Here is a 17953-nt window from a genome sequence, read left to right as displayed (position 1 = left end):
TACAGAAGCGACGAAGCAGGTCAAGGGCAAACCAGCATCATAGTAAAGAGAGAAGTTTAACGTCTATATGTTTAACGTGGTTAATTTAAGAGGATTGTTTGACGCTTCTGTTGATGCAGAAGCTTACTATTCAGCCAGGTCGTCCACCTGGCACACCCACATATGAATCCGAACCAGCATTAGCTTTCGGGCGGGCCGTGCGTGCCGCTCGCGTCGCGCAGGGGGTCGCTCAAGACGATTTTGCGTATCAGGCGGGAATATCGCGTTCGCACATGGGCAAGATCGAACGCGGGGAGCATGTGCCGACGCTGCCTTTGATACTGAAAATCGCTGCCGCACTCGGGATAAGCGCCAGCGAATTGATGGCCGCGACTGAAAAGAACCTCAGCGCGGGCAGTGAGCCGCAAGATTCGGCATAGCGGTCGTAAGTGTCTTTTCGGATATTGGCAGCGCAAGCTGTCGCAGCCAACGGCGCCGGGCGGGTGCTTAGCCCGACAGCGGAACACTGGAATGCCTCTTACGTATCGACAACCACAACATTAGCCACAGGGATTTTCTGGGAAATAGCAGCGTAAAGATCAACGTCCGTCTGCTGGGTCTGAATGGATACCACCAAGCTATATCGCGCCGGCAGGCCATAACGTTCCAGCGCAGGCCGTGTCCGCCACCACCCAGCCGAAGGATACACAGCAATGAAGCCACGGCTGGCCAAGTCAGCCGCCGTACCTTTCCAGACATCCTGATGCAGCGAACCACGATGCCGCTGCCGTTCGCCCAACAGCCAATTGGGATCTGAGGGGTTCACAGGGTCACCCTCATCCTCGCGCTGCGCTGCCGCATTCACCCGTGCGACAAAATTCTCGGTGGATGCATCAAGCGGACGCTGCACATCAAATCGCAGGCGATGCGAAGGGTAGTGATACTTTGATGCAACACCACGCGCTGATGGATTGGGTTCGATGAAGTAGGAGAGCGTGATGCGCATCTCGACGGGCGTGTCCTGCAACGCCTCCAACTCATCCTTCGGCCAAGGCAAGGAGTGCAGATTCATGTCGCGCGTCACGATGCCCTTGCCCTGAACCTTCGCATAAGGATGCACCACGTCTTCAACCAGTAGGGTCAGCGAGTCTCCCGCACTCCAGAGCGCGCGGTTCAAGTCCGGGGTTCCCCAGCCGCAATGGCGAATCAGGTGAACGTAGTCGTCCTTGTTGGGCGCTGCGGGCAAGAACATCCCCCGCATGGCCTCGCTCCATTGCGCCGAATGTACCAGCAACGCACGCACGGTTTCAGGTCGGAGGTGCGGATAGGCCGCCATGATCTGCGCCGCCATTCCCGCGCACAATGCCGATGCGGCACTGGTGGCATTGCTGGTAGTGAACAAGCGATCCAACGGCTGGTTATGGGTCGTCAACAAGTTCAGGCTGGCCATGCCTACCGCCCCCAGCTCATCCTTGGCTGCATTGCCTCCTTCCAGCACCACTTCGGGTTTCAAGGGCCATGCGCGATCCCACGTCCTGGTTGTTGTCGTGAAAGGGCTGAGGCCGCCGGCTTCGGCAACGGGCTTCAAGGAAGGATGACCTTCCGTGTCGATCTTGTCGGTAAAAGCGCCCACCGTGATCGCGTTCCATGCCTGGCCAGGGTCATGCACGAGATTGGTGGAAAGGCTATCTGGATACCCCGCCCATGCATTGGGGTCGCGCGTGTTGCCGGCGGACAGCACGAACAGACGCGGGCTTTCACCGACCCCATCGGTATCCGCAGCAAGGCTATCGACGGCAGCAGACCACGAGGAAGGACGACCACGATCACGGTAGTCCGAGGCTGTCACCGCCGAAGCGAACACGCGCGACCGATTCGGAGCGGAGATTTCAGGCCGCGCAACGCCTTCCATGAAAAGGTAAGCATGGTGGCGCGCATCGCCTTCATTCGCACCTTCCGCCGGTATCAGCTTGACCGACTCCAGCCGATGAGGGACGTTGATCGAATCCGCAGACGCCAGGGCGTCTGTGAGATCGCCATAGGCAGCCAAGCCCGCCAAGCCAGTGCCATGATTGGCCTCATCATCCACGCCCCAGGCTGGCTCCACGGTATGCAAATCGCTCGCATCCATCAACGGCTCCAAGAGCGGATGCGCGCGCGTCACGCCGGAATCCAATAAGCAGACTCGCGGAGCGGTGTCGCCTGATGGCCTCAACTGGGCGCGACGCAGCAAGTCGTCCGCCCACTCCCGTTGTTCACTGATGCCCATGCCGTCGAAGAACTCGGCCGTCTCCTTGGCGTAGCGAAGTTCAGCGACACAGTTCAGCGTCATCACCGACCGCGAGAACTGCTGCTGCGACCCATACATCAACAACACCGTGCGTTCGGGAAAATTGACCTGCTTGTCACTGACGACACATTCCGCCAATCGAGCAAGCTTCTTGAAGTCTTCTACAACGACTTGCCGCTGCCCCGCCCCTCGAACCGGAAGCCATACCTCCCACCAGAAGGCGGTCGCAAGATCGTCAGGCAGCAGTTCGGGAGCGTCAGTCCACAGAGCCCTGATTTCTGCAGTTCGGATGGATTCGATGGCATCCAACAACTTCCGGTGATCGCGTGCTTGACCGCGACTGTCCTTCTTCTCCTCCAGATAGTCGGATATGTATTTCTCGAAGTGCGCCAGCTTTCCATCAGGAACGAAGACATTGGCGAAGGTCTGGTTGCCTTCGCGGCGAACACTGAGAAGTTCAATGTTCCTGGTTTCGTTCGCCAAGCTCTCGAATGCCAACTCGACATCAGGTTGGCTGGAAAACTGGATTTGCAAGCCCAACCCGCTTTCCAGTTGCAGGTCTCGCTGACCTTGCACCGCCTCTGCTGCAGCGGGCTTCAAGTTTTCAACCTGGTCGCGAAGGGATGCACCGTGCTGCTGCCGGGGCAACGTCGGCACGCTGCGTGTCGATCCACCGCCAGCAGAGTGCGCTTTGAACTCGACGGCTTGAGATGTGTCTCGAAGAATGAAATGTGGGCGCTTAGCTTGTAGTTGATCCGGCATTGCTCGGTGCGACCTTCTTGTTGTTCATTCTGAGGCTTAATTTGCGGCGCTCATCGAAAGCACGTGTCAGCACATCTGCTTTTACGCGCTCCTCGTCGTGCATCACGGCTTCCTTGATGGATTCATCTACGGCACGTCTGATCTCCGCGTAGCTCAAGCCTTCTGCCTTGGCTGTGATGGCCTTGAGCGGAAAGGGCTTGGGCGCGAACTTCCCAAGCCGCGACTGGATCAGCTTGGTAGCCTGCGGCGCGCTCGGGAGCCGATACTCGATCACGTCATCAAATCGGCGAAAAAGCGCGTAGTCAAGGATCTCAACATGGTTCGTTGCTGCAACGATCAAGCTATGGGATTGGTCGCTCTCGATCATTTGCAGAAAACTGTTCAGTACCCGCCGAATCTCACCCACGTCATTAGCCAGCCCTCTTTGTGAGCCGATGGCGTCGAACTCGTCAAAGAAGTAGACGCCTCGCACATCATTGATGGCATCGAATATTTGGCGCAGCTTGGCGGCGGTCTCCCCCATGAACTTGGTGATCAGTGCATCCAGTCGAACGGAGAACAGCGGAATGCCAAGTTCACCGGCCAACACAGAGGCGGTCATCGTCTTGCCGGTGCCCGGTGGCCCGACCAGCAGCAGTTTGCGTCTTGGCGACAGGCCATGCTCGCGGATGCGCAAATGATGCCTCTGCTCTTTCATGATGCGACCAAGTTGTTCGGCCATCTCCGCATCGAGCACCATGTCCGACAGACGATTCTTCGGATAGGAAACCGTCAGCAAGTTTGCCAACTCACCGCGAGGACGAGCCAACGGCACCAGTTTGCCCTCGGGGCCACCCGGCGCGACACGGGCTTTTGCCGCGTCGATCATGTCGCGGAGTTCTTCGGCAAGCTTGCCGTGACCTACCTTCGCTTCACGGGCCGCGACCTGCATGGCAACAGAATAGAAATGCTGGTCATCCCGCTCGATATGGGATTTCACCAACGCCTTGAGTTGTTCGGCATTAGCCATAGTGGCCTCCCACCTGCGCTGTCATGTTGGCCGATGCTCCCAGTGATGCCAGCGCAGACTGCATTAACTGATCGGCGACGTGCTCGTCTATCGCACCCAGTTCGCTTTGGTCGGCAGCCAGAACGAACAGCAGGCCGACAGGCACATGCAATGCCTCGGCAATTCTTGTAACCGTCGAAAGTGTCGGGTCGCGCTTATTGTTCTCAAGCATCGACAAGTACGACACGGAGCAATTGGCTCGGTTCGCAATGGTGCTTTGAGAGACGCCCCGTTGCGTTCGGCACAGTCGAATGGCTTGTCCAACATTCATGGCGCTTGCTTTCTCACGGGTTGCGACGAGCGTAAGTACCCTGAAATTTTACCACCAGTGAACATCATTGACGAGACTTCTCCCCCGGATACCGCGCTGGCAGGCTTCAGGCAGCCAGTCCTGGCCGCTGCGGATCAATCGTCCGAATGCGCGCGCAGGCGTGCGATGAACCGCTCCACCGACACCGGCGAGTCCTCGCCGGCGGGCCGTAGCAAGTAGGTCGTGATGACTGCGGAATCCATGGCCAGAGGGCGGATCACCACATCGGGGCGCAGGCTCGCCGCGATCCTGGTTTCGGTGATGAAGCCCACCCCGTAGCCGGCACCGACCAGGGTGAGCATCATGTCCAATGAAGACACGTGCTCGGCGACGTCAGGGGGACGCTCCAAAGGTCGCAGCAGCCGCGCCAGTTCACGATGGTAGCCTTCGCATACTTGCGGATCGCATAAGACCAGTGGGTAGCTCGCAAGCTGATGCAGCGGAACAGCCTTGTGTGAAAGCAAAGGATGCCGGGCGGGCACGGCAACCACCAGCGGATCGTGCCAGAGTGGCTCGGTAACGATGCCGTCGCCGACTTCCGCCGTGTGCGCAAACCCGATCGAGAAGTCGCCTGAGCGCAAACCACGCAACTGATCGGCCAACGGCACTTCGGACAGGCGAATCTCGATCTCCGGCTCTTCCTCGCGGCAGCGGGCCAAGAGGGCCGACAGCCTGGGATCGATTGCGCCGTCGGATACGGCGATGCGAAGGCTTCCGCTCAAGCCCGCAGCGACCGCCCGGACGTTCTCCTGAGCCTGTTTGAGGACGGCGAACACCCTGCGCACATCTTTCAGGAACGTTGCACCCGCCTCGGTCAGTACCGTGCCTCGGCGGTTGCGCTCGAAAAGCACCACACCCAGATCATCCTCAAGCTCCTTGATGGCGCGGGACAGCGGTGGCTGTTCGATATGCAGGCGCTCTGCGGCCCGTGTGAAGTGCAGCTCTTCTGCGAGAGCCACAAAGCAGCGAAGGTGTCGCAGTTCCATGGGCCGTGCTCCTGTTCCGTATCAGCGATCTATTCGCACCAGTTCTCGTCCGCAGTGACCTGCTGGATGCACGCCAGTCCACGCCGGATCGCTCATTTGCGCCTCAAAAATGGTTATCATAATGCAGCTAACTAGCGAATCAACTTGGATTTATAGACGTCTTTCCACACAGACCATATACTTTCGGCAGAAATCTGCATAAGCATTCGCTAACCCGAACGAGCCAGCCAGGATGCCCCACGAACAGCTTGCCGATCTAACCCAACCACAGCGTGACCGCCTCGCGTTCGTGGAATTGCGTCTGCGCTTCATTGGGGAGATGCGCCGCCAGGACTTGGTCGCGCGTTTTGGTATCCAGTCCGCTGCCGCGTCCAGGGATCTGGCGCTGTACAAGGACTTGGCACCGGGCAATATCGACTACGACGGCAAAGGCAAGTTCTACGTCCTGGGTTCGAGCTTCCAGCCGATCTTCGATTTCCCACCCGAGCGAGTGTTGTCGTGGCTGACGCAGGGGTTTGGCGACGGTGAACCGATGCACATCAAGGCGTGGGTGGCCAGCGAGAGCCCGTCCCGGCTCACTCACCCTGACCTAGCAATCCTGGCGAGCGTCACTCGGGCCATCCATTACGAATGCCCCCTGGGTATCGAATACCACTCCATCTCCAGTGGCCGCACCGCGCGGGAGATCGTCCCGTTCGCGCTGATCGACAACGGTCTGCGCTGGCACGTTCGCGCCTTCGATCGCAAGTCCCAGGATTTCCGGGACTTCGTCATCACCCGGATCAAACGTCCCGTCATCCTCAAGGACCAGTCAGTGGCTCCCCATGAGATGAGCGATCAAGACATTCAGTGGACCCGGATCGTCGAGCTGGAACTGGTGCCCCATCCAGATCAGCCCCGACCCGAAATCACTGAAATGGACTACGGCATGCAGGGCGGCGTGCTGCACATGAAGCTGCGAGCCGCCACGGCCGGCTACATCCTGCGCAAGTGGAGTGTGGACTGCTCCCCTGACCACAGCCTGCGCGGCCCTGAATATCGGCTCTGGTTGAAAGACCATCTCGCCATTTATGGCGTGCGCAATGCAGTGCTTGCGCCAGGGTATGCATCGCCGAGTGCAGAAATGTCGATTGCTGACTGAACGGAAACGACTATGAAGCTGATCCAAAACACCGGAACACAGCGCGTCATCGACTTGATGAGGCCCCATCTAAAACACGGCAACCGACTCGACTGTGTAACGCCTTCGTTCTCGCTTTACGCCTTTGCGGAAATTCGGGAGGCGTTATCCGCTTTGGATCAAGTTCAATTGATTGTGCCTCCTGATAACGAGGCACTTGAACTCTTGGGAACGGAGGGCGACCGTGCAGCGCGCAATCGTCTGCAGGCACGTTGGCTGGCCAATCAGTGCGCGAAATGGATCAGTGAAAAAGTGGCGCTCCGGCGGGCATCGAGGTCGGTGCCACAGGGGGCTGCTGTCATGCGCGGCCCGGACGGGGCTCCTGCACAAGTGGTCCTGGGCTCGTTTGCCTTCAACACGTCTGGCCTTGGACTGACGCCAGGCAACCCATTGAACCTGATTCAGGCGTCAGAAACGGCCGAGGAAGCCGCGCAGCTCGCCCAATGGTTCGATCACCAGTGGGCAGCCTTGCAAACTACTGCTTCAACCGACTCCGAGGGTCAGGGAGAAGAGCACGAATCCGTACTTGAGGCGCTGCGAGGCCTGGGTGAGCACCGCGATCCCTTCACCATCTACACCTTGATGCTGCACCGCTTGTTTCAGGACAGCGGTGACGAGATGGACGAGGAGCGCATCGTCAAGTCAGCCACCGGCATTCGCAATACCGTGGTATGGAAGAAGCTGTTCAAGTTTCAGCGCGATGGTGTGGTGGGTGCCATCGACAAGCTGAACCGCTTTGGCGGCTGCATCATCGCCGACAGTGTAGGGCTGGGTAAAACCTTTGAAGCTCTGGCCATCATCAAATATCACGAGCTGCGCAACGACCGCGTTCTGGTGCTGGCGCCCAAACGCCTGCGCGACAACTGGACGCTCTACAAGGCCAACGACAAACGCAACATCCTTGCAGCTGATCGCTTTAACTACGACGTGCTCAACCACACCGATTTGTCGCGCGATGGCGGCCTCTCAGGTGACATCGACCTGTCACATGTGAACTGGGGTAATTACGACCTGGTGGTGATCGACGAGTCGCACAACTTCCGCAACAAGGCCACGCACAAGGGCAAGGAGTCGCGCTACGACCGCCTGATGCGACGCATCATCCGTGAAGGCGTCAAGACCCGCGTGCTGATGCTCTCGGCCACGCCGGTGAACAATCGCCTGGCCGACCTGCGCAACCAGATTGCCTTTGCCACTGAAGGCGACGATACCGCCCTGATGGAACACGGCATCGCCAGCATCGAGGCGACGACCCGCAAGGCACAGGCGCAATTCAATCGCTGGCTGGCGCTGGACGAAGGTGAAAAGACTCCCGGTCAGTTGGTAGAAATGCTGGGGTTCGACTACTTCACCCTGTTGGACCATCTCACCATTGCCCGCTCCAGGCGGCATGTGGAGAAGTATTACGGCACCAGCGAGACCGGCCGCTTTCCCGACCGACTGCCGCCCATCAACATCAAGGCCGACGTGGACCTTGCGGGCGAATTTCGTGCCATCCGCGATATCAACCAGGAAATCCGTCGGCTCACGCTCGCCAGCTACGCGCCGCTGCGCTATGTGCTGCCCCACAAGCAGGCCGCCTACGACGCCAAATACAGCACCCAGGTGCGTGGTGGCGAAGGTTTTTTCCGGCAAGCCGATCGTGAGGAAAGCCTGATCCACCTGCTGCGCGTGAACGTGCTCAAACGCATGGAAAGCTGTGTATCGGCCTTCACCCTGACTGTGCAGCGCCAACTCAAGGATGTAGAGAACACACTGGCACGCATCGAATCCCATGCCGAAGCGCTGGAGGAAATCGACATTGCCGACGTCGATATCGACGACCCGGCGTTTGAGACCTTGCTGGTCGGTCGCAAAGTCAAGGTGCTGCTGGGCGATGTGGATCTGATCCGCTGGAAGCAGGACCTACTGGAAGACCGCAACCGCCTGGCGACTCTGCTGGCTGCAGCGCGCCAAGTGGATGCCGCCCGTGATGCCAAGCTGGCGGCCTTGCGCGACATGATTGCCCGCAAATGCGCCGAACCCATCAACACCCACGATGGTAAAGCCAACCGCAAGATCATTGTGTTCACCGCCTTCTCGGACACGGCGCACTATCTCTACGCCCAACTTGCCCCCTGGGCCAGGGATAAGCAGGGCATGCACGCAGCGGTCGTCACCGGCAGCGCCGGCATCCAGTCCACCTTGCCAGGTCTGCGCAAGAACATGGGAGACGTGCTCTCAGCCTTCGCGCCGCGCGCCAAGGAGCGCCCGCAAGACCTGGCGGATGAAGGCGAAATCGACTTGCTGATCGCCACCGATTGCATCTCTGAAGGGCAGAACCTGCAAGACTGCGACTGGCTGATTAACTACGACATTCACTGGAACCCGGTGCGCATCATCCAGCGCTTCGGGCGTATCGACCGCATAGGCTCGCCCAACCAACGCATCCAGCTCGTGAACTTCTGGCCCAACATGGAACTGGAGGAATACATCAACCTGGAACAGCGCGTCAGCGGGCGCATGGTGCTGCTCGATATCTCGGCCACCGGCGAAGAAAACCTGATCGAACAGCAGTCCGGCAACGCCATGAACGACCTGGAGTACCGGCGCAAGCAACTGCTCAAGCTGCAGGACACGGTGATCGACATGGAAGATCTGTCCACCGGCGTGGCGATCACCGACCTCACCCTGACCGACTTCCGCATCGACCTCGCGCAGTTCCTTAAAAGCCACCCCGGCAAGCTGGACACCCAACCGCTGGGGGCTTTTGCGGTCACCACCACGCTGGATGCCGACATTCCCCCTGGCGTGATCTTTTGCCTGCAAGCCTGCGGCCCGACGGCAAAATCCGCCGCGTCGTCCGACTACCCGCTCACGCCGCACTACCTGGTGCATGTCGGCGATGACGGCCACGTATTGCTGCCCTACCCGCAGGCCAAGCGCATCCTGGATCGCCTCAAGCGCCTGGCGCTGGGGCGAGAACGGCCGGATGACAGTGCGTGCGCGCGCTTCGACAAGGCGACAAAAAGCGGTGAGGACATGCGCCACGCCCAGAAGCTGCTCGCGGCGGCCGTGGCATCCGTCGCCGGCAAGCATGAGGAACGGGCCGTTGCCAGCCTCTTCACACCTGGCGGCACGCACGCCATGAAGGGCGAGTTCGCTGGTGGTGGCGACTTCGAGGTGGTGGCATTTCTCGTCGTGCTGCCCGATGAGCAAAGTATTTGATTACAAGGACCCGCATGAGCTTTCGCACCGCCGAACCCGCATTGAAAGATGTCCTCGATGGAATCGCATCGGGGCAGATCCAGCTTCCTGACTTCCAACGCGGCTGGGTGTGGGATGACAACCATATTCGGTCGTTGATCGCGAGCCTCTCGCTGTCCTACCCGATCGGCGCGGTCATGTTTCTGGAAGCAGGCGGGGTACCGTTCAAGCCCCGACTGTTTGCCGGCGTCAACCTGCAGCCCGCGCCTGCTCCAAAGACCCTCGTACTTGATGGCCAGCAACGCCTGACCTCGATGTACCTGGCGCTGCGCAGCGGCCAGCCCGTGCCGACGCGCACGGAGAAAGGCGCGAACATTCGCCGCCTGTATTTCCTTGACATGGCCCAATGCCTGGACGAATCGGCAGACCGCGAAGAAGCCGTTCTCTCGGTGCCGGAGACGCTGCAAGTCACGTCCGATTTCGGTCGCAAGGTTGAGCTGGACGTCAGCACGCCAGACTTGCAATACAGCCAACGCCTCTTCCCTGTGGCATTGCTTTTCGATATTCAGGGTTTCATGACTTGGGAAAGCGGCTTCAGCGCCCATCACCAGTTCGCAGCGGAAGCGATGCAGTTCATGCAACGATTCCGCAACGACATCTGGCTACGCTTCCAGCAGTTCAAGGTTCCCGCCATCGAACTGACCCAGGACACGCCACGCGAAGCCGTGTGCCAGGTGTTCGAGAAGGTCAATACCGGCGGCGTGACGCTCACAGTTTTCGAGCTGATGACGGCCACCTTCGCAGCCGATGAATTCAATCTGCGTGACGACTGGGAGGCCCGGCGGGAGCGACTGACCGCCAAGCATGACGTGCTCAAGGCGGTGGATGGCACCAGCTTTCTCACCGCAGTCACTCTGCTGGCCAGCTATCGGCGGCACAAAGCGCTTGGCACATCTGTCAGTTGCAAGCGTGCCGACGTGCTGAAGTTGCCGCTGGCGGACTTCACGGCGCTGGAATCCGATTTGGAGAAAGGCTTCAAGCGGGCTGCCGAGTTGCTGGCAGAGGAGAAAATCTTCGATGACCGAAGCCTGCCGTATGCCACGCAGCTTGTTCCGTTGTCGGCCATCTGTGCGCACCTGGCAGACCGCACGACGCAGCACGGTGTCAAGCAAAAGCTGCTGCGCTGGTACTGGAGCGGCGTTCTGGGCGAACTGTACGGTGGCGCCAACGAAACCCGTTTTAGCATGGACATCCAGGATGTGGTCGCCTGGGTCGAAGGCGGCAGCGAACCGCGCACGGTCCGCGATGCCAACTTCGCACCGACAAGGCTGCTCTCCCTGCAAAGCCGCCTCGCTGCGGCCTACAAAGGGCTGGCCGCCTTGCTCATGAAGCACGGCGGCCGTGATTTCGCCAGCGGCACGCCCATTGATCTCAATACCTACTTCAACAACGCCATCGACATCCACCACGTCTTTCCCCGCGCCTGGTGCGAAAAGCAGAAGCTGCCCAAGGAAAAGTGGAACAGCGTGGTCAACAAGGCTCCGCTGGCGGCAGGCACCAACCGCTTCATCAGTGGAGATGCCCCCAGCGTCTACCTCGCCCGTATCCAGAAGGCCAAGCAGGTTGCCCCCGACAGTCTCGATGAGTTCCTGACTTCGCATGTGATTCCGGTACAGGCACTTCGCTCGGACGACTTTGATACTTTCATCCGCCAACGCGCTGCTGCGCTGTTGAAGCTCATCGAACAGGCCATGGGCAAAGCCATTGCCGGACGCGACAGCGAAGAAACCATCAAGGCCTTTGGCGCGGAACTGTCGTCATGAACCGGACGGATGTCGTTGCCGCACTGTGTCTTCCCGACAGCGCACGGGTGGATCAGCGCGTCCCCAAGAAGCTGTTGCTGGAGAACGGTGCGCCCACGGCATCCGACAAGCGCCTAATCACGGACGCCATTGAAGAAATCCAGTGGCTTGCCGCACTCAAGCCCAACACCATTGGCGTACCCAGCTACCGGGACGCGCAGCGTGAATACCTGGAAGTCGCCGTGCTTGGCTTGACCCTGCGTGGCACCGTCAAGCCCGCCAGTCTCGCTCGCCTTGCCGAATTGGTGCATCGGGCCGTGCCGTATCCCGTGTTGCTGCTTGTGCAAGGCCAGGCACTGACCCTCTCGCTGGCGCACAAACGCTGGGCGCAGAACGAGGCAGGTAAGGTCGTGCTCGACGGCGACCCAGTGTTGGCCTCGCTGCCCCACGCAACCGAAGATGCCGCCGCAGTGGAAGACGCAATAGCCCCCGAAATCGAGCGCGCCTTCGTGCAGTCCCTGTCGATTGCACGCCAACCCCAGACCACGCTGCATGCCCTTTATCAGGGTTGGATGGAGCGCGTGTGGGCCTGGCAGGCGGCACGGCTGACGGGAACCTACCAGGCTGACACAACCCCGGAACAAGCGGCTGCCCGCTGGCAGGCGCTGGCTGATTGTGAGCGGCTGGAGAACGAGATCGGCCGCCTGCGAGCGCAAGCCACCAAGGAAAAACAGCTGGCGCGCCAGGTAGAACTGAACCTGACGCTCAAGCGCATCCAGGCCGAACTGGCCGCTGCGCGCCGACAACTTTGAAGATTGAACGAATGACGGAGAAGACCATGGAAAAACTCACGGCCGCCAGCCCCGAAGCCCAGTCCGCTGACTTGGTGGCGGCAAATATCGAACAGCTCAAGGCGCTGTTCCCGGAATTGATTACTGAGGGCGCGGGCGGCGTGGCCGTGAATGTGGACGTGCTCAAGGCGTTGGTGGGCGATGCCAGCGTGACCGACGCCGACGAAAAGTACGGCCTCAATTGGCACGGCAAGCGTCGTGCCCGCCAACTGGCGCTCACGCCCAGCACCGGCACCCTGCGCCCCTGCCCGGAAGACAGCGTGGACTGGGATACCACCCAGAACTTGATGATTGAGGGCGACAATCTTGAAGTCCTCAAGCTCCTGCAAAAGAGCTATGCCGGGAAGGTCAAGCTGATCTACATCGACCCGCCGTACAACACCGGCAAGGATTTTGTGTACCCGGACAATTTTCAGGACAACATCAAAAACTATCTGGAATTAACCGGCCAAATCGAAGGCGGGCAGAAGATCAGTAGTAATACCGAAGCCAGCGGGCGGTTTCATACGGATTGGCTGAATATGATGTATCCGCGATTGAAGCTGGCGAGGAATTTACTGCGGGACGATGGGGTAATTTTTTGCTCTATAGACGATATTGAGGCTTCTCGGCTGCGAGCGCTATTTGACGACATTTTTGGCGAAGAAAACTTCGTAGCTCAGTTTAGCTGGCGCACTGACGGCAATTTTGACAATCAGGCAAAAATTAAGATCTGCCACGAATATATCCTGCTATATGCAAAGTCGTTGGAGAGTTTTCCCCATCCGCCCGTAATGGATCCGAGTACACCTGCAGATAGCAAGTTGTTTCGACCAGAGATAAGAAACACCATCGTAAAGAATGGGCCCAAGAATCCAGTTAGCAAGATTGCCCTTCCCAAGGGGTTCCCCGCTGACTTTGAAAATGGCTGCATAACCTCGAGGGTGGCACCTTGGCCTTCATATATTGGCGATGCACTCGTGGAGAATGGTAGGTTGGTGAATCCGGTTGTCGTTGAAAGTGGATGGAGCTCAAAAGATCTTGTTCTTGAGTTCATTAAAAATGATTGCGCACCAATTGAAGATAGCAAGGGCCAAGAAACGTCATTTGTAATATCAAGGTCGGGAGCGATCGAGGTCGTTAAGCGTCGCTCTGATTACCAGAGTCATGTTATTTCTGTTCTCAATGGATTCGGCGGAACACAGAAGGCGACTGCGCAGCTAAATGAAATCGGGGCTTTCTTCAATGGCTATCCAAAGCCAGTTGATCTGATCAGATATGTTATTCAAATGGCTCATGGCAACGATGGGATTTTTCTGGATTTTTTTGCAGGGTCGGGCCCGTGCGGTCATGCTGTGATGGAGCAGAATGCCAAAGACGCTGGTAGTAGGCGGTATGTTTTGGCACAGATCCCTGAGCCGCTTGATCCATCAATTGAGAGCCAAAGGGCAGCTACTGAATACTGCGACAAGATTGGAAGGCCGCGCACCATCGCTGAGCTCACCAAGGAACGTCTGCGCCGCGCCGGAGTCAAGATCAAAGCCGACAACCCCAGCTGGCAAGGTGACACTGGCTTCCGCGTATTCAAGCTCGACACCTCCAATATCCGCGCCTGGACTCCAAAACCAGACGATCTGGAAGCCACACTGTTCGACCATCAGGATCACCTGCTCGAAGGCCGCAGCGAGGCCGATGTGCTCTACGAATTGCTGCTCAAGCTCGGCCTTGACCTATGTGTGCCCATCGAAAAGCGCAGTATCGAAGGGCTTGGTGTGCATGCGGTGGGCGGCGGCGTGCTGCTGGCATGTCTGGCCGAAAAAATCACCCGTGAGCAGGTGGAGCCACTCGCCCAAGGCATTATCGCTTGGCGCAGGGAACTCGCACCCGCTGGCGATACCACTTGCGTGTTCCGCGACAGCGCTTTTGCCGACGACGTGGCCAAAACCAATCTCGCCGCCATTCTGGAGCAGCACGGCATTCAGAACGTCAGGAGCCTGTGATGCCAGCAAATACTTTTCTGTATTTTTCTTATGGCTCGAACATGCTTTCCAGTCGTTTACGGGAGCGCTGCCCTTCTGCGAGGCCGATAGGTATGGCCGAATTGCCGGATCATGAACTTCGCTGGCACAAGCGAAGCAAAGACAACTCGGGGAAATGCGACGTTGTCGCCTGCCCAGGCAAGCACATCATTGGCGTTCTTTACCGAATTGAAGATACTGATAAGACTGCGCTCGACCGTGCAGAGGGTCTCGGACAAGGATATGAAGCGATCGAGGCTCATGTTCTGCATAATGGCAATAACGTTCTTGCCAAGGCCTACCAAGCTACGGCGATAGATGAATCATTAACGCCTTATGGTTGGTACAAAGCCTTGGTGATTGCCGGTGCGCAGGAACACGGCTTGCCGAATGACTATGTTGAGCAGCTCAAACTCGTGGCGTCCACAGATGATCCGGACCGCACCCGCCACGATAGGGAGTTCCGTTTGATCGAGGGAGTGAGCCAATGAAGCTGCACTTCGAGCCCAACCTCGACTACCAGATGCAGGCCATCGAGGCCGTGTGCGATCTTTTTCGTGGTCAGGAGGTCTGCCGCACCGAATTCACGGTGACCATGAAATTGACCGATGAAGAGCAGATGTCATTGGGTGTGGCGCAGTCCGACCTTGGCGTTGGCAACCGCTTGACGCTGCTCGACGACGAGATGCTCAAGAATCTGGCTGACATCCAGTTGCGCGGTGGCTTGCCGCCTTCCGGCTCGCTGACGTCCGGCGACTTCACGGTGGAAATGGAGACAGGCACCGGCAAGACATATGTGTACCTGCGCACGATCTTCGAACTGAACAAGCGCTACGGTTTCAGCAAGTTCGTGATCGTGGTGCCATCGGTGGCGATCAAGGAAGGCGTCTACAAGACCCTGCAAATCACCGAGGAGCACTTCAAGGGGCTCTACGCGGGCGTGCCGTTCGATTACTTCCTGTACGACTCGGGCAAGCCCGGGTCGGTGCGCAACTTCGCCACCAGCGCCAACATCCAGATCATGGTGGTGACGGTGGGCGCGATCAACAAGAAGGATGTGAACAACCTCTACAAAGAGAGCGAGAAGACCGGCGGCGAGAAGCCTATCGACCTGATCAAGGCGACCCGGCCGATCATCATCGTGGATGAACCGCAAAGCGTGGATGGTGGCCTGGAAGGACGCGGCAAGGAAGCGCTGGATGCCATGAACCCGCTCTGCACGCTGCGCTATTCCGCTACCCATGTGGACAAGCACCACATGGTGTTCCGCCTGGATGCCGTGGATGCCTATGAGCGCAAACTGGTCAAGCAGATCGAGGTGGCGTCGGCCACGGTAGAGGACGCGCACAACAAGCCCTTCGTTCGTTTGGTGAAGGTGGAGAACAAGCGCGGCCGCATCAGCGCCAAGGTCGAGCTGGATAAACAGGCCGCCACTGGTGTGCAGCGGGTTGAGGTGACGGTCAGCGACGGCGACGACCTCCAGCAGAGCGCCGATGGCCGCGCGATCTACGCCGATTTTCGGGTGGGCGAGATCAATACGGCCAAGGGCGAAGCGTTCATGGAACTGCGCTACCCTGGCGGCGAAGTGTTCTTGCAGCCTGGCCAAGCCCACGGTGATGTGGATGCGCTGGCCGTGCAACGCGAGATGATTCGCCGTACGATCAAGGAGCACCTGGACAAGGAAAAGCACCTGCGCCCACTGGGGATCAAGGTGTTGAGCCTGTTCTTCATCGACGCGGTGGACAAGTACCGTCAATACGATGCGGACGGCCATCCGGTCAAGGGCGTGTATGCGCAGATGTTCGAGGAGGAATATCGCCGTGCCGCCAAGTTGCCGGCTTACCAGAGTTTGTTTGCCGAGATCGACCTGGAGTCCGCCGCCGAAGAAGTGCACAACGGTTATTTCTCCATCGACAAGAAAGGCGGCTGGACTGACACCGCCGAGAACAATGCGGGCAACCGGGAGAATGCCGAACGCGCCTACAACCTGATCATGAAGGAGAAGGAGAGGCTGCTGTCCTTCGGTACGCCGCTGAAGTTCATCTTCTCCCACTCCGCCCTCAAGGAAGGCTGGGACAACCCCAACGTGTTCCAGATTTGCACCTTGCGCGACATCCAGACCGAGCGCGAGCGCCGCCAGACCATTGGCCGTGGCCTGCGTCTGTGCGTCAACCAGGATGGCGAGCGGGTACGCGGCTTCGAGGTCAACACCCTGACCGTGGTGGCCACGGAAAACTACGAACAGTTTGCCGAAAACCTGCAGAAGGAAATCGAGAAAGACACAGGCATCCGCTTTGGCATCGTGGAGCAGCACCAATTTGCCGCCATTGCCGTGACTGGCGCTGATGGGCACGCCGCACCGCTGGGCATCGAGCAATCAAAGGCACTGTGGGAGCACCTGAAAGCCGCCGGCCATATTGATGCCAAGGGCAAGGTACAGGATTCACTGAAAACGGCGCTGAAGAACGGCACCTTGGAACTGCCGCCTGAGTTTAATGCGCAGAAGGCTCAGATTGCCGAAGTGCTGCGTAAGGTGTCTGGCCGGCTGGATATCAAGAATGCCGATGAGCGCAGGCAAGTGCCGCTGCGCAAGGGCACCGATGGCAAGGCCGTCTATCTGAGCGACGAGTTCAAGGCACTGTGGGACCGCATCAAGCACCAGACAACGTACCGCGTGCAATTCGATAACGTCAAGCTGGTGACGGATTGCATTGCAGCGTTGCAGAAGGCCCCGGTGATTGCCAAGGCACGGCTGCAATGGCGCAAGGCCGACATCTCTATCGGCAAGGCGGGTGTCGCCGCGACGGAGAAAGCGGGCGCGGCGACCGTGGTGCTGGACGAGGCGGATATTGAGCTGCCGGATTTACTGACCGATCTGCAGGACCGCACCCAGCTTACTCGACGCACCATCGTCAGCATCCTGACCGGCAGTGGCAGGCTGGACGACTTCAAACGCAACCCGCAGCAGTTCATCGAGCTGGCCGCCGAAACCATCAACCGCTGCAAGCGCTTGGCCCTGGTCGATGGCATCAAGTACCAGAAGCTCGGCGACCAGCATGTCTATGCGCAGGAGCTGTTCGAGAAGGAAGAGCTCACCGGTTATCTGAAGAACATGCTGCTGGATACCCAGAAGTCGATCTACGAGCACGTGGTGTACGACTCGACCACAGAGCGGGACTTCGCCGATGGGCTGGAGAAGAACGACGCCATCAAGCTCTACGCCAAGCTGCCAGGCTGGTTCAAAGTGCCCACGCCGCTGGGCACCTACAACCCCGATTGGGCCGTGTTGGTGGAAGAAGACGGCACCCAGCACCTGTACTTTGTGGTGGAAACCAAAAGCAGCCTGTTCACCGACGACCTGCGCGACAAGGAAAGCGCCAAGATCGAATGCGGCAAGGCGCATTTCAACGCGCTGGCGGTTGGTGAGAACCCAGTCCGGTATGTGGTTGCACGCTCGGTTGACGATCTATTGGTCGAGGCAGCAAAGATGTAGACAGACCGATCTGTCGCGTAAGACGACAAGGTTGACCACTAAAGAATCAACTCAGAGTGCATTGAAAGG

The 17953-nt window shown here is 58.7% G+C and carries 12 protein-coding genes; 8 read left to right on the top strand and 4 right to left on the bottom strand.

Annotation, left to right across the window (positions count from 1 at the left end; all coding sequences use genetic code 11):
- The first annotated feature begins 113 nt into the window (after positions 1–113).
- Positions 114–419 carry a helix-turn-helix domain-containing protein gene (locus H0484_RS08505; RefSeq protein WP_003158903.1) on the top strand — a complete coding sequence of 102 codons (306 nt, stop codon included), beginning with the start codon at positions 114–116 and terminating at the stop codon, positions 417–419.
- 98 nt (positions 420–517) lie between these two features.
- On the opposite strand, the gene H0484_RS08500 is transcribed toward H0484_RS08505, so the two are convergent.
- From H0484_RS08500 to H0484_RS08485, 4 genes are all read right to left on the bottom strand, one after another.
- A complete protein-coding gene (locus H0484_RS08500; protein ID WP_226954149.1) occupies positions 518–2869 on the bottom strand; it encodes a S8 family peptidase in 2352 nt (783 codons plus the stop codon).
- Between the two features lie 139 nt (positions 2870–3008).
- Positions 3009–4040: an AAA family ATPase gene (locus tag H0484_RS08495; protein ID WP_033982009.1), complete on the bottom strand. Its 1032-nt coding sequence runs from the start codon at positions 4038–4040 to the stop codon at positions 3009–3011.
- On the bottom strand, positions 4033–4350 hold the full coding sequence (locus tag H0484_RS08490) for a helix-turn-helix domain-containing protein (RefSeq protein ID WP_023464296.1): 318 nt from the start codon (positions 4348–4350) through the stop codon (positions 4033–4035). Before H0484_RS08490 ends, H0484_RS08495 begins: the two co-directional genes overlap by 8 nt.
- Before the next feature lie 134 nt (positions 4351–4484).
- Positions 4485–5375, bottom strand: coding sequence for a LysR family transcriptional regulator (locus H0484_RS08485; protein WP_033982007.1), 891 nt, complete (start codon positions 5373–5375; stop codon positions 4485–4487).
- A 232-nt stretch (positions 5376–5607) separates the two neighbouring features.
- Between H0484_RS08485 and H0484_RS08480 the strand changes: the two genes are divergently transcribed.
- Genes H0484_RS08480 through H0484_RS08450 form a run of 7 tightly spaced genes read left to right on the top strand, consistent with a single transcriptional unit; the run spans position 5608 to position 17884 of the window.
- Positions 5608–6516, top strand: coding sequence for a WYL domain-containing transcriptional regulator (locus H0484_RS08480; RefSeq protein ID WP_088142968.1), 909 nt, complete (start codon positions 5608–5610; stop codon positions 6514–6516).
- Between the two features lie 12 nt (positions 6517–6528).
- A complete protein-coding gene (locus H0484_RS08475) occupies positions 6529–9762 on the top strand; it encodes a DEAD/DEAH box helicase (protein ID WP_226954148.1) in 3234 nt (1077 codons plus the stop codon).
- Positions 9763–9776: 14 nt separating this feature from the next.
- Positions 9777–11564, top strand: coding sequence for a DUF262 domain-containing protein (locus H0484_RS08470; RefSeq protein ID WP_226954147.1), 1788 nt, complete (start codon positions 9777–9779; stop codon positions 11562–11564).
- Positions 11561–12355, top strand: a complete 795-nt coding sequence (locus H0484_RS08465) for a DUF4391 domain-containing protein (RefSeq protein WP_226954146.1) — start codon at positions 11561–11563, stop codon at positions 12353–12355. The genes H0484_RS08470 and H0484_RS08465 overlap by 4 nt, the downstream gene beginning before the upstream one ends.
- A gap of 26 nt (positions 12356–12381) precedes the next feature.
- Positions 12382–14373 carry a site-specific DNA-methyltransferase gene (locus H0484_RS08460; protein ID WP_226954145.1) on the top strand — a complete coding sequence of 664 codons (1992 nt, stop codon included), beginning with the start codon at positions 12382–12384 and terminating at the stop codon, positions 14371–14373.
- Positions 14373–14882, top strand: a complete 510-nt coding sequence (locus H0484_RS08455) for a gamma-glutamylcyclotransferase family protein (protein WP_226954144.1) — start codon at positions 14373–14375, stop codon at positions 14880–14882. Before H0484_RS08460 ends, H0484_RS08455 begins: the two co-directional genes overlap by 1 nt.
- Positions 14879–17884: a type III restriction-modification system endonuclease gene (locus tag H0484_RS08450; RefSeq protein WP_226954143.1), complete on the top strand. Its 3006-nt coding sequence runs from the start codon at positions 14879–14881 to the stop codon at positions 17882–17884. Before H0484_RS08455 ends, H0484_RS08450 begins: the two co-directional genes overlap by 4 nt.
- Positions 17885–17953 lie beyond the last annotated feature (69 nt).

It is taken from the genome of Mesopusillimonas faecipullorum, from assembly GCF_020539505.1.
Classification (GTDB): Bacteria; Pseudomonadota; Gammaproteobacteria; order Burkholderiales; family Burkholderiaceae_B; genus Mesopusillimonas; species Mesopusillimonas faecipullorum.
Note: the sequence above shows the minus strand (reverse complement) of the source record. Positions and strands in the feature narration are given on the sequence as shown.